We start from the raw sequence: 12,997 nt of genomic DNA, 5'->3' as shown, positions 1-12,997 counted from the left end.
ACGTTATTCCTTATTTTATTTTTTTCGCAAGAGTAGATAACTAAACTTCTGTTCATTTCCCGCTGGGGTGATATGAACTTCTTTCCCCTCTTCCACCACATCAAATGCAGATTGTCCAAAGAAATGTATCAGCTCTTGTGTGCTGTAACGTAGCACAGGTAAACCACTACACTTCAATGCTCCATCTTCTGCAAAGGTTGAGATCACTAGATAACCACCTGATTTCAGCGCAGCAGTTACTTTTTGCAAATAACGCTGCTGATCGTTGTGCTCTGTCAAAAAATGAAAAACTGCCCGATCATGCCAAAGATCAAATTGGTGATCTGCAAACTCAACCTCGACTATATTCGCAATAAGCCATGTCACTTTGTTGGCAAGTTCTCCCAAGCGTACCTGACTTTTTTGTAACGCAGCCTCTGCCAAATCTAAAACTGTGATGTGTTTAAAGCCTTGTTCTAAAAGCTGATCAACTAAAACTGAGGCGCCACCCCCAACGTCTATGATTTCTGCCTCAGGGTGGAGTTGCGCTTTTTGGATCAATCGCAAGGAGGTCGAAGCCTGAGCTTGGAACCAACTGACTTCTTTAGGATCTTTGGTGGAATAGATGGTTTGCCAATGCTGGGTTAATGGTTGACTCATCGGGCATCTCACAAAACATTATATGTTTTTATAATCTATTATAAATCCATCCACATACCTAGCTTAGCTACACTTATTTCACCTTAGCTTACATTTTAAAATGGAATCACCGATTTAATTTCAACGAGATGTTGTTGTAAAGGATGCTGAAAAGACAAGAATGCAGCATGTAATGCCATACGTTTTAAATGAAATTTGGCAGGTTCAGGATGATAAAGTTTATCGCCCATGATTGGATGTCCAATATGCATCATGTGCACACGAAGTTGGTGTGAGCGACCTGTAACGGGTTCTAGTCGCACACGACTTTGATCAGTTTCAACATCGTAATCCATCAATTGAAACAGTGTCTTGGCTTGCTTACCCAACTCGAAATGTACGATTTGACGTGGACGATTTTCCCAATCTGTAATCAATGGAACATCGACACTGCCTTCAGCCTGAATTGCACCTTGTACCAAGGCCTCATAATATTTTTTAACGGTACGCGCTTGAAACATTTTACTCACGGCGACCTCTGCATCACGATGCTTAGCAAACATCAGTAAACCTGAAGTGGCCATATCTAAACGGTGCGTTACTTTAGCCGTTGGATGGAGATCCAATACACGCAAATACGCGCTGTCATGATGTTCTGGTAATCGCCCCATCACGGACAATAAGCCCGCAGGTTTATTGACCACGACCAAATCCTCATCTTCGTACATGATCTCAAGAGGTTCTTGGGGAGGTTGGTAAATAAAATGATCGTTTAAAGGCATAGGAAGCAAACAGATTGAATCAAGCGAGCAGATTATAACGACAACGGATAGAAAATCGACCCATTCAAAAAAATCACAGCCAGCGGATCGCTATTTTTTATCCTTGGTTTATCTAAAATAAAAACCCTGAATAAAATGTCTTTATTAAGGGTTTATTTGATTGAGTTCAGGAAGATTAAAAGTTAAGACGCTGTCTTCATCGGTTTATTTAAGCTGTCACGATAAAGTGCTTCTAACTCCTCAACCTCACCATTCATAAACGCGATGAGATATTCTTTGGCACGGTCTAGTGTCAGGTGATTAAAGGAAATCGTATCTTTGGCTTTGCGGGTGACCAATCCAAATACATCCTTTCTCGAAATCAGAACAGGAATATCACTATCCAATTTAAATTCAAGTTGCTGGGATTGAGCATAGGCATCCAAAATGATACGGACACTTTGTCCTGTATATTCATTCGTTACGATAAAACTGGTGCTTGTACCATCCAGTTGTAACTGACGGACCATTTGTTGTCGCCATCCCATTTCATCAAACTTACGAATGATCGTCTCTGCGTCAAATATACCCAAATGAGCAGCATCATTTCTGTTGGTTTGATGGGGATAACGTATTTTCAGATCGAACTCGTTCATTATTTTTCTGACCTATTCCAGTATGATCATATTTTGATTTTTAGCTTTTAATGGCATTATATCACTTTGTTTTTTAATATAAAAATCTCGACTTCTATTCACATTTTTTGAATTTAAAGATGTGTTTCACATTCGAATTTTCTTTTATTGATCCAGTTTTTATTATTTTTAATGTTTTCGTCATATTCTGTTTAGATTAATTTTTTAGGGTATCAAGGGAAAACATGTTGTTTACTTCAACACCTATGACTTTGTAAGCCATAACCTTTGCCTATAAACTTTTGATCTATAGCGTCCTAAGCCGAATCGAGACCTTTTGGGTTCGTACACACTTGCTTTATAAGCGTCGGTGCATGCTACTCTTTTCGATCCCTTTCACACCCTTGAGACATAGTTTAGGCAGATCGGGATGGGATTGTTTTCCTAAAAAATGGTATTTTTCGCCACAAATGAAATAGTTTTGCGTAACAGATTCTAAAATCAGAATTATTTCCCATTTCAACAAAAAATAACTGATTTAAATTCCGATATATTCAAATTTACATGTGTATTTTTTCATGAGCCTAAAAATTTAAGCCCAAATCACCATAATCGCAGCCACGATCACCAACCACAAACCTAAATGATCGGTTCTCGCCAATTTTTCCTTAAAGAAAAATGCAGAGATCAATAAACTAAATAAAATCTCGACCTGACCCAGTGTTTTCACGATTGCCACGGTTTGCATACTCATCGCACTAAACCACCCCAATGAAGCAAGAAAACTACAGACACTCACTTTGAAAGTCAGTCCAAGACGTTGCCACATTTTGTATAAAGTCTGACGACTGAAAATACCAAGATATAGCAACAATATAATGCACTGAAAACTAATCAAGCTACACAGCACCCATGCGGCACGATGTAGAAATGGCAACATGTTCAACTCTAAACTTGCTTCACGCACCAACAATGAGGTGATGGCAAAACACAAACCACTGCCTAAACCGATCATCAATGTTTTCATTGAAAGTTCAGTATGTTGTCTGCCTTTACTCAGTAAAAATACCGCGACTGCACCAATCGAAACACCCACCCAGCCCCATGCTGTTAAATGCTCTTGTAAAAACAGTACACCGACCAATGCCGCTAAAATAGCTTCACTTTTGGCGAGTCCGACCCCGATGGCATAATTCTTTTGTTGAAATAATTTGACCATTAAAGCCGTTGCATAGATTTGGCTAATCCCTGCGATCACCACATAGAACCAAAATTTATTGGAAAAACTAACTTCAACACTGACAGGCTGCTGAGCATAAAGAATGACGATATAACTAAAAGCAAAGATCGGTGCAAATAGAAAGCGTGCCAATGTCGTGCCATAAACATCGACTGTGGTGCTGAGTTGTTTTTGAAATGCATTGCGCCACGCCTGCATAAAAGCAGCCATCAAGGTAAATAAAATCCAAGTAAACGCCATCATCAACCATGCCCACTCAAAATGTGGGTGTAATTTACTCGCTTGAAGATGATTTTTCGAGCTTTGATTGAGAAAAATACTGTCTTTGCAACTCAGAAGCGATGGGTAAGATCACCATGCCATCGCTGTTTGTTGAATGAGAAGCTAGCTTTGCTTCACTTCAACTGTTTTTGCCAAGGAAACTTTTTTAGGCGATGTCTCACACGATACATCAGTCCGCCATGAAGATTGCCGACATGCCATGCTAATTTTGAAGTCAGCGTCATGTCAGGAATCCAATAACTAGATGCTAAAGGATCGACAGGTTTTGGTTCAGCCAATTCAATTTCTGCGGCGATATAGCCCTCACCATCGGCTAGACTCATACGCGCTAAAACATTTCCAGCAGCATCACAAATCTGCGTTTCGCCCACCATTTCAGTTAACCATTTGACATAAGGTAACATCGGCATATCACTCAAGACTTCGCCGACATGAGCGGCATGCACTACGGGAATACCTGTTAAGCGTGCCATTTGCACAGGTAACGCTTTACTTTGTTGTTTGTAAATTTCATGTTCACGACGCATCCAAGTACCCAACAATCCATACCAATTGATCGGCATCGAATACCAACACATTCCACCTAAAATCAACTGTGCATGTTGTTCTCGAACACGCTTGGCGTTACGGAACCTTGCCCACTCCCAACCTGAGAGCAATGCAACCTTACAGTTCAAGCTACTTGAATCCACAACTCCATCATCCGAACCACCGCGATAAAAATTTTGCTCCCATGCGGTTGGAATATCTTTGTCATGCAGATGATAATCGCCATTCCGCTCCACCATGACATAAGTACCATAGGTATGCCCGTCACGAATTGCCACGAAGCCCCCTGTGATCACCACATTCAATTGCTTGGCTAAGCGAATTAAAAGCTGTAAGGGCTGACCCTGTAATGGTTGTGGCGTCAGCAAAGCTTGTGGTGAATAGACATTTGGAGAAGTCATCGACTCAGGAAGTACGATCACATCAGGCGTATGCTCTTGATATGCCGCTAAAATCAATTGTTCGAGTTTTTTTAAATTTGCTTCAACCTGTCCTAACTGCAATGCAGGCTGAATGGCGACGATTTTCATATCTGTAATTCTTCTGAGTGTTCATGAAAATCTTAGCATCGAATCTTAGAAATACTTTGACCGAGCTCTTTCAATGCTTAGTTTATTTTTCGGTAGCGTCATCGCTGATAAAAATCGTATTGGCTTTCAACATCGACGGCGCAAAATCCACCATACGACGTAAAGTTCGGGTGAAATGAGCTTGATCAGAAAAGCCTGATTCAACTGCTATCTCAATCAAAGTTTTGCCCTGCATCCACAGCTTGATGGCATAGCGGATACGCAACCACAAGATATATTGCCGCATAGATAGTCCGAGTTGCTGACTAAACAGATGCATCAAGCGTGACTCTGATAGCCCAACCTGTAGCGCAACATCTGCGATGGTTGGAATTTGATGGGGCACACAGCGTTTGATGTATTCACGAGCGAGTTGAATTCGTTGATCCCATGGTAAAGCCAATAATGGCTGAGGATTGAGTGCCAATAACACATCCTTCAGCAATTGCTTTACTTGTTCTAAGCAGAGTTGAGCAGTCATCAATTGCTGAAACTGTTTTTGAAAAGATTGAAGTCGATCAGCAGATAATGAATTAAATGTCTGTCCATTCAATAAAGGATGCAGATAAGCATAAAGCACATGATCAGGATCGATCAGAATTGCAATATAAGGTTGATTCTGTGAATCGGTACTGTGGCTAATATTGGGTGCCATCACTACAATTTCATGATAGTTCACAGGCTGATCTTCAACAGCCAATGTGAAAGCAGTGTCCAAACCGATTTGTAATAGTGCTGGAAAATGCGCGTGTGTTTTATTCAAATGATCTTGAGTCACATACACAATCACACCATCCCACGCATAGACCAAGCTTTTATACGGTGTGGTCGAGTCCAATTCCTTATGTTGAGATAGCATATTCGTTCAAGACCATTTCGGTTGGAGTGTTCAAAATGAAGACGACTTTAAACGAAAGGAATAGTCGTATGTCTCACAATACTCAAGAACTGATGAAAAACAATACTGTGCAGATGGAAGCCAGTGAAGCTCGTTATAAAACCCTTGCTGAATTTTATCCTTTTTATCTTTCGCAACATGAAAATGCGACTTGTCGTCGTCTGCATTTCGTGGGGACAAGCTGCGTAATTGGTATTGCTGCTGCATCTATCGCAACTGGAAATGCCAAATTACTTTGGGCTTTGCCTGTAGTCGGATATGGCTTTGCGTGGGTAGGTCATTTCTTTTATGAGCATAATAAACCTGCAACCTTTAAGCAGCCATTCTTTAGTCTCGCCTGCGATTTTATTATGTATAAAGATATCTTATTAAAACGTGTGAAGTGGTAATACATATAGGAAACTTAGGTTATAAAATTAGGTCTAAGTTTCCTGATTGTACTGAATTTAAAAACTCACGATGTTGAATGACTGATCTTTTCTTGTTTTTTTTGGCTCACCCAACGTGCGACCACAATCACGAGAATAATCACAAATACCGTAATCACAACAGGCATCACAAATGCCAAGATCGACAAGACAATTGAGCCAATCAACTCACCTGTTGCCACTACAAAATTCCCCAGTCCACCAGTGGTTGCTGTTGAAACACCTCGTGCAGCTACCGTGCTCATTTGCACCACGCCTGCTGTTCCGCCCCCCACGATCAGCGCGGCTGCCCAAGTCGCAAATTGTGACATTTCTCCACTACTGACCGCCATCGTACTGAGTGTGCCTGCCACTACAGCAGCAGGCGTGGCAATGGTATCCAAGAGATTATCGACCCACGGCACATAATAAGCTGCGATTTCACAGATGGTTGCAAATCCAAGTGCAGCGCATACAGCAGGGATCGCTAACCATTCAAAGCCTTTTGCAGGTTCATACCAGCCCATCAGGGTTGCAATGCTCATCACCAATAAAGGAACAAAGACACGAAAACCACAGGCTGCGCTTAATCCTACGCCGATATAAAGTCCTAAAATTGTTTCCATCTGGGTTTTCCTTATTTTTGTCAGATATCCCTATCTTGTTATTTCATATTTTACAGTAACAAAAAAGCCCTATCGAGTGACAGGGCTTTCATCAAAACAGTGGGTAACTGTTTGGTGTTTGCGGCTTAGGCATTCTTACTGTTGAATTGATTGCCAAGGCATTTGGTACACGGAGGTAAACGATCAGTACCAATTTCTAAATAGGTGCGATGTCCGCATTGGACACAAAAATAGAAGCCAGTTCCAGGTCTTTCGCCAGCAGTAACCATCTTTGTTCTCCATAGATTTTAGAAATGGTTCATATACTATAGCGTGATAGTTTTGATTATTTATTGACCTTTCTGACAAATGATAGTGGCTGAAAGGTTAATGCAGAATCCTTAAATTATCAGCTTCATCTATACCACCAGTGAGAATTGTTCTCGATAATGTACATAATGTATATGTTCTGAATTAAAGCAATTTTCAAATGCACTCATCAATAACGCTAAAAAAGTATCCATAGAACATTGAATTTTCTCTGCTTTGGTCGATGATTTCAACTCTGCACTTTTGAGCGTTACAAATCTATGTGCAGCAGAAAAATAGAAATGACCATTTAATAAATCTAGATAGTCTTTATTTACTTTATTTACTTTATTTACTTTATTTAATAATCTATTCAGTTCATCTGCACTTATTATCAAATCTATTTTTTCTAGATAGGTATCTATTTTTTCTGAACAAAGTAAAGCTGAGTTTTTAGAAACCATAAATCTATCTGCGTTTGTAGGGACTACAGAAACACCACTCTCGGTTAACTCATTATGTATTCCGAATAATATTAGATTTTTTATTATAGAGTTAAGCTTTGAAAGCCAGTCTTTGAATTCATCTTTTTCAATTTTTGAGTCAGGTAATAAACTCAACTTTTTAACTACATAGAATAAAGTATTTTTGTCTATTAGCGTATTTTCTATTGAATATCCAGCTGTTGTTAAAATACTGTTATATTTCAAGCTTTCATCTAAAAAACTATCATAGTCTAGATCCTTGGCAACAATAAATTCTACAGACTCATGCTTAATTTTTTTAATGTAAGGTTTAAGATTTTCCTTTCCACCAACATCTTCAATATAGATCTTTAAATTAGTAAATTTTTTAAACAGAAATTCCCAAAAAGGGACATCATCTTGACCCTCAACATAAATCACTTTATCAACTTGATGAAAAGCATTGAGGAGGTTAAGAGCATCAAGTGAATAATCTAGACTAGGCATTAATCAATTTCTCCATATCAAAAATTGACTCTTTATATCTAGAAGCAACTTCTGGAGAATGAGTAGCAACAATTATTTGAGAATTCGGATTTATTTTTCTAATTGCAGGAATAATTTGACGTTGCCATGCTATATGTAAAGATAACTCTGGTTCATCAGCCATAAATATATGTTTATTCCCTTTTTGCAATAATGCTTCAATCATTAATATGATTAGTTGTTTTTCTCCAGATGAAAGTTTTGAATGTTCAATGACTCCTAAACTATTTTCAATAATCAAACGACCAGAAATAAAGCTAAATTTTTTATCTGGTATAAAGTTTTGTATTATTGATAAAAATAAGTTTATTTGAGAGTAAATAGATTGTGTTTTATCTTTAGCAGCTAGTGATAAATCAATAATTTTTCTTGTTTTACGAAGTGCTTCCAAAGACTTAATATCAATATTTTTTTCAGGTTTATTACTCTGAATTTCATCCATTGTTTCAGCAATACTAGATACATGGAATTTTATTTTTTTTCTAATAGCTGCATCATAAGAACTTAACTGTTCATAAGCAGAAATCAATCTTTCTTGTTCGGCTTCCTTGTCAAAAGATAGATTCAAAGCTTTTTGCTTTGCATCTTCTTCACTATATAAAATTGATGCTAAAACATTTTTCTGTAGATCCTTAGCAACTATTTGAGCTTCTTCAGCCAATGCTAATTGAAATTCCGTTAATCCTGCTAAGGCTTGTGATAGCCTATAATCAACTGGTGATAAAAAAACAGCACCATGCCTATCTCTCACCTCATATTCATCATCATTTCTTAATCTATATACTGACAATGAAGAAACTGAAGTTAAACCAAACATTTCATTCCGAATATCCATTGATTCCTCTGATATTCGACGTTTTTGCATTTGAGAAATTCTACGTTCTTCTAAATTTATTAGTCTAAACTTATATTTTTTATTTGAAATTTGGTATTCAATAATAGGGAAATTAAAATGCTCATCTTCAATTTTTTTAACTATGATTGTCTTTCTTTGTTTACTCTCATTTTTTAATAGTATTTTGGCGGATCCAAAATCATTCTCAACTAAACCAACAGGATCAACCGTTAAAATAGCATGGAGAATATTCATAAATGTAGTTTTCCCAGTACCATTTCTACCAATAATGATATTTACATCTTCGTTAAACTCACAGCCAACATCAAATCTATGCCAAAAATCACTGATGTCCACACGTTCAATCTTATACATTGTTTAATCCATAAATATTAGTATTAAAAAACCCCACATTAATGTAGGGTCTTTTTTAAATCATATCAATTAATTTTAGCTAAAGTATTAAGCCACTTGACCTTCTAAAAAGTCTTGCGCAAAACGCTGTAATACACCGCCCGCTTCATATACAGAAACTTCTTCTTCTGTATCTAAACGGCAAGTTACAGGAACTTCAAGAATTTCTTCTTTACCATCAGCAGTTGAACGCTCAATCACTAAAGTCAAAGTCGAACGCGGTGAGATATTACCAATCACGCTATAAAGCTCAGTACCATCTAACTTCAACGTTTTACGGTTCACACCTGGTTTAAACTCAAGCGGTAACACGCCCATACCGACTAGGTTAGTACGGTGAATACGCTCAAAACCTTCAGCCACGATTGCTTCAACACCTGCAAGACGAACACCTTTCGCTGCCCAGTCACGGCTTGAACCTTGACCATAATCCGCACCCGCTACAATGATCAACGGTTGCTTACGGTTCATGTAAGTTTCAATCGCTTCCCACATACGCATCACTTCGCCTTCAGGCTCTACACGCGCTTTTGAACCTTGTTTAATCGTGCCGTCTGAACGAACCACCATTTCATTAAACAATTTCGGGTTGGCAAATGTTGCACGTTGTGCGGTCAAATGGTCACCACGATGTGTCGCGTATGAGTTGAAGTCTTCTTCAGGTACGCCCATTTTGTGTAGGTATTCACCCGCAGCCGAATCCATCATGATCGCATTTGAAGGCGATAAATGGTCAGTCGTGATGTTATCACCCAAAATTGCAAGCGGACGCATGTTGGTCAAAGTACGTGGTGCAGCCAACGCCCCTTCCCAATACGGCGGACGACGGATGTAAGTACTCATAGGACGCCAGTCGTAAAGTGGGCTTTCCGCTTGCTCAACTTCACCGAGGTCAAACATAGGAATGTAGACTTTACGGAATTGTTCAGGCTTCACAGCTTCTTTTACCAGTGCATCGATTTCAGCATCAGATGGCCAGATATCTTTCAGGTAAATTGGATTACCGTCTTTGTCTGTACCCAATGAATCTTTTTCGATGTCAAAACGAATTGTCCCTGCAATCGCATACGCTACCACAAGTGGAGGCGATGCCAAGAACGCTTGTTTTGCATATGGATGGATACGACCATCGAAGTTACGGTTACCCGAAAGTACCGCTGTCGCATACAAATCACGGTCAATGATTTCTTGTTGAATCACTGGATCAAGCGCACCTGACATACCATTACACGTAGTACATGCATACGCCACGATACCAAAACCAAGTTTTTCTAAGTCTTTCAGTACGCCAGCTTCTTCAAGATAAAGTGCAGCAGCTTTAGAACCTGGTGCAAATGAAGATTTCACCCAAGGTTTACGCACTAAACCAAGTTCATTGGCTTTACGTGCCAATAGACCTGCTGCCACCGTGTTACGTGGATTTGAGGTATTGGTACAAGAAGTAATTGCCGCAATGATGATCGCGCCATCAGGCATTAAACCATCCGTACGGTTTTCAACAACACCAGCAATACCTTTTTCTTTCAAGTCAGCAGTAGATACACGTGCATGTGGGTTTGATGGACCTGCAATGTTACGAGTGACTGTTGAAAGATCAAAACGAAGTACGCGTGGATACTGTGCTTTGGTCATATCTGATGCCCAAAGACCGATTTCTTTTGCGTATTGCTCAACCAATGCCACTTGTGCATCTTCACGACCTGTCAGGCGTAAATAATCAATCGTGTTTTGGTCGATGTAGAACATCGCAGCCGTTGCACCGTATTCAGGTGTCATGTTCGAGATGGTTGCACGGTCACCCACAGACATACTGTCAGCGCCTTCACCGAAGAACTCAAGATATGCACCAACGACACGTTCTTTACGCAAGAACTCAGTTAAAGCAAGTACGATATCCGTTGCAGTAATACCTGCTTGACGCTGACCGACTAGCTCAACACCGATAATGTCTGGAAGACGCATCCACGATGCACGACCCAACATCACGTTTTCAGCTTCTAAACCACCTACACCCACTGAGATCACACCAAGTGCATCCGTATGTGGTGTATGTGAGTCTGTACCTACACATGTGTCTGGGAACGCTAAACCATCACGATTTTGAATCACTGGAGACATTTTCTCCAAGTTGATTTGATGCATGATGCCGTTACCCGCAGGGATCACGTCGACATTTTTAAATGCCGTTTTCGTCCACTCAATAAAGTGGAAACGGTCTTCGTTGCGACGATCTTCAATCGCACGGTTTTTCTCAAACGCGTCAGGATCAAAGCCACCAAATTCAACTGCCAAAGAGTGATCCACGATCAACTGCGTTGGCACCACTGGATTGACTTTAGATGGATCACCACCTTTTTCAGCAATCGCATCACGCAAGCCTGCAAGATCAACCAATGCTGTTTGACCTAAGATGTCATGACACACCACGCGCGCAGGATACCAAGGAAAATCCAAGTCCTGACGGCGTTCAATCAGTTGCTTTAAATAATCAGTTAAGTTTTCTGCATCAGCTTTACGCACAAGCTGCTCTGCCAACACTTTCGAGGTGTATGGCAAAGTTTCATATGCGCCTGGCTGAATATCTTCAACGGCTTGACGCACGTCATAGTATTCGAGCTGGGTATTGCCATTCTGATTTGGCAGCGGTTTACGGTATTGATTTGTCATTAACCACGCTCCGCCAATGGTTTAAATTCTAAGTTTTCAGGGCCAGTATAGTTCGCGCTTGGGCGAATAATTTTGCCGTCTTGACGTTGTTCAATCACGTGTGCCGACCAACCCGCTGTACGTGCAATCACGAATAATGGCGTGAACATGGCTGTTGGCACACCCATCAAGTGATAGCTCACAGCGCTGAACCAGTCGAGATTCGGGAACATGTTTTTCACTTCTTTCATCACTGCTTCTAAACGTTCAGCAATGAGGTACATTTTGGTGTTCTCTTGCGCTTCAGCAAGATCACGCGCCACTTTCTTGATCACTTCGTTACGTGGATCAGAGATCGTATAAACAGGGTGACCAAAGCCGATGATCACTTCTTTTTTCTCTACACGGCTACGGATGTCTGCTTCTGCTTCATCAGCGTTGTCATAACGTTGTTGAATCACAAATGCAACTTCATTCGCACCACCATGTTTTGGACCACGCAACGCACCAATACCACCTGTAATTGCTGAGTACATGTCTGAACCTGTACCTGCAACAACACGTGAAGTAAATGTAGAAGCGTTGAATTCATGCTCAGCATACAGAATCAAAGACGTATGCATTGCTTGAATCCATTCTTCAGATGGCGCTTCACCATGAAGTAAATGGAGGAAATGCGCAGCGATTGAGTCATCATTCGTTTCAACTTCGATACGACGACCGTTGTTGCTGAAGTGGTACCAATACAACAACATTGAACCCAAGCTTGCCATCAATTTATCAGCGATGTCTTTTGCACCTGCTTCATTGTGGTCTTCATGTTCAGGCGTTAAACAACCTAGAACTGAAACGCCCGTACGCATCACGTCCATTGGGTGTGCAGATGGTGGTAACTGCTCAAGTGCAGTTTTCAATGCGGCTGGTAAGCCACGAAGTGCTTTCAGTTTTGCTTTATAGGCTTTCAACTCAGCTTTGTTTGGCAGTTTGCCATGTACAAGCAAGTGCGCAACTTCTTCAAATTCGCTACCCACTGCAAGGTCAAGAATGTCATAACCACGATAGTGCAAGTCATTACCACTACGACCTACGGTACAAAGTGCTGTGTTACCTGCAACTTGACCACTTAACGCAACTGATTTTTTTGGCTTGAAGCCTGTTGGAGTTTCATTACTGCTCATAAGATTGTCCTTTTCTGTTCTTTCTATGTGAATTATGAGTT

General features: G+C 40.2%; 13 protein-coding genes. 1 reads left to right on the top strand and 12 read right to left on the bottom strand.

What is annotated here, in order from left to right:
• Positions 1-15: 15 nt before the first annotated feature.
• From MKL32_RS14265 to MKL32_RS14240, 6 genes are all read right to left on the bottom strand, one after another.
• Positions 16-639 (bottom strand): class I SAM-dependent methyltransferase, encoded by a 624-nt coding sequence (locus MKL32_RS14265; protein WP_005403872.1) that lies wholly within the window; start codon positions 637-639, stop codon positions 16-18.
• A 95-nt stretch (positions 640-734) separates the two neighbouring features.
• The gene (locus tag MKL32_RS14260) at positions 735-1,400 is read right to left on the bottom strand and encodes a pseudouridine synthase (protein ID WP_004956772.1); all 666 of its coding nucleotides are present in this window, start codon (positions 1,398-1,400) and stop codon (positions 735-737) included.
• A gap of 182 nt (positions 1,401-1,582) precedes the next feature.
• A complete protein-coding gene (locus tag MKL32_RS14255; protein WP_270900687.1) occupies positions 1,583-2,035 on the bottom strand; it encodes a hypothetical protein in 453 nt (150 codons plus the stop codon).
• 571 nt (positions 2,036-2,606) lie between these two features.
• Positions 2,607-3,494 (bottom strand): DMT family transporter, encoded by an 888-nt coding sequence (locus MKL32_RS14250; protein ID WP_270900697.1) that lies wholly within the window; start codon positions 3,492-3,494, stop codon positions 2,607-2,609.
• 155 nt (positions 3,495-3,649) lie between these two features.
• Positions 3,650-4,615: a carbon-nitrogen hydrolase family protein gene (locus tag MKL32_RS14245; protein ID WP_270900686.1), complete on the bottom strand. Its 966-nt coding sequence runs from the start codon at positions 4,613-4,615 to the stop codon at positions 3,650-3,652.
• An 82-nt stretch (positions 4,616-4,697) separates the two neighbouring features.
• Positions 4,698-5,513, bottom strand: a complete 816-nt coding sequence (locus MKL32_RS14240; protein WP_270900685.1) for a helix-turn-helix transcriptional regulator — start codon at positions 5,511-5,513, stop codon at positions 4,698-4,700.
• Positions 5,514-5,581: 68 nt separating this feature from the next.
• On the opposite strand from MKL32_RS14240, the gene MKL32_RS14235 reads away from it, so the two are divergent.
• Complete coding sequence (locus MKL32_RS14235; RefSeq protein WP_151814790.1) at positions 5,582-5,941, top strand: DUF962 domain-containing protein; 360 nt, start codon at positions 5,582-5,584, stop codon at positions 5,939-5,941.
• A gap of 65 nt (positions 5,942-6,006) precedes the next feature.
• Here MKL32_RS14235 and MKL32_RS14230 read toward each other — a convergent pair whose 3' ends face one another.
• The 6 genes from MKL32_RS14230 to prpC form a co-directional block, all read right to left on the bottom strand.
• Positions 6,007-6,585, bottom strand: a complete 579-nt coding sequence (locus MKL32_RS14230; protein ID WP_270900684.1) for a DUF4126 domain-containing protein — start codon at positions 6,583-6,585, stop codon at positions 6,007-6,009.
• 125 nt (positions 6,586-6,710) lie between these two features.
• A complete protein-coding gene (locus MKL32_RS14225; protein ID WP_004665293.1) occupies positions 6,711-6,854 on the bottom strand; it encodes a zinc ribbon-containing protein in 144 nt (47 codons plus the stop codon).
• Between the two features lie 129 nt (positions 6,855-6,983).
• The gene (locus MKL32_RS14220; RefSeq protein WP_270900683.1) at positions 6,984-7,844 is read right to left on the bottom strand and encodes a DUF4435 domain-containing protein; all 861 of its coding nucleotides are present in this window, start codon (positions 7,842-7,844) and stop codon (positions 6,984-6,986) included.
• Entirely contained in the window at positions 7,837-9,093 is a 1,257-nt protein-coding gene (locus MKL32_RS14215) for an AAA family ATPase (protein ID WP_270900682.1), read from the bottom strand. Before MKL32_RS14215 ends, MKL32_RS14220 begins: the two co-directional genes overlap by 8 nt.
• An 87-nt stretch (positions 9,094-9,180) precedes the next feature.
• Positions 9,181-11,799, bottom strand: coding sequence for a Fe/S-dependent 2-methylisocitrate dehydratase AcnD (gene acnD / locus MKL32_RS14210; RefSeq protein ID WP_270900681.1), 2,619 nt, complete (start codon positions 11,797-11,799; stop codon positions 9,181-9,183).
• Entirely contained in the window at positions 11,799-12,956 is a 1,158-nt protein-coding gene (prpC, locus tag MKL32_RS14205) for a bifunctional 2-methylcitrate synthase/citrate synthase (protein WP_004966984.1), read from the bottom strand. Before prpC ends, acnD begins: the two co-directional genes overlap by 1 nt.
• Between the last annotated feature and the right edge of the window lie 41 nt (positions 12,957-12,997).

Origin of the sequence: Acinetobacter sp. AOR34_HL (genome assembly GCF_027854795.1) — a bacterium.
Lineage (GTDB): Bacteria > Pseudomonadota > Gammaproteobacteria > Pseudomonadales > Moraxellaceae > Acinetobacter > Acinetobacter junii.
Note: the sequence above shows the minus strand (reverse complement) of the source record. Positions and strands in the feature narration are given on the sequence as shown.

Excerpts from the sequence above, each read along its gene's own strand:
- MKL32_RS14220 (WP_270900683.1), bottom strand. The coding sequence starts at position 7,844 with ATGCCTAGTCTAGATTATTCACTTGATGCTCTTAACCTCCTCAATGCT.
- acnD (WP_270900681.1), bottom strand. The coding sequence starts at position 11,799 with ATGACAAATCAATACCGTAAACCGCTGCCAAATCAGAATGGCAATACC.
- prpC (WP_004966984.1), bottom strand. The coding sequence starts at position 12,956 with ATGAGCAGTAATGAAACTCCAACAGGCTTCAAGCCAAAAAAATCAGTT.
- MKL32_RS14225 (WP_004665293.1), bottom strand. The coding sequence starts at position 6,854 with ATGGTTACTGCTGGCGAAAGACCTGGAACTGGCTTCTATTTTTGTGTC.
- MKL32_RS14245 (WP_270900686.1), bottom strand. The coding sequence starts at position 4,615 with ATGAAAATCGTCGCCATTCAGCCTGCATTGCAGTTAGGACAGGTTGAA.
- MKL32_RS14250 (WP_270900697.1), bottom strand. The coding sequence starts at position 3,494 with ATGGCGTTTACTTGGATTTTATTTACCTTGATGGCTGCTTTTATGCAG.
- MKL32_RS14260 (WP_004956772.1), bottom strand. The coding sequence starts at position 1,400 with ATGCCTTTAAACGATCATTTTATTTACCAACCTCCCCAAGAACCTCTT.
- MKL32_RS14235 (WP_151814790.1), top strand. The coding sequence starts at position 5,582 with ATGTCTCACAATACTCAAGAACTGATGAAAAACAATACTGTGCAGATG.
- MKL32_RS14240 (WP_270900685.1), bottom strand. The coding sequence starts at position 5,513 with ATGCTATCTCAACATAAGGAATTGGACTCGACCACACCGTATAAAAGC.
- MKL32_RS14265 (WP_005403872.1), bottom strand. The coding sequence starts at position 639 with ATGAGTCAACCATTAACCCAGCATTGGCAAACCATCTATTCCACCAAA.
- MKL32_RS14255 (WP_270900687.1), bottom strand. The coding sequence starts at position 2,035 with ATGAACGAGTTCGATCTGAAAATACGTTATCCCCATCAAACCAACAGA.
- MKL32_RS14230 (WP_270900684.1), bottom strand. The coding sequence starts at position 6,585 with ATGGAAACAATTTTAGGACTTTATATCGGCGTAGGATTAAGCGCAGCC.
- MKL32_RS14215 (WP_270900682.1), bottom strand. The coding sequence starts at position 9,093 with ATGTATAAGATTGAACGTGTGGACATCAGTGATTTTTGGCATAGATTT.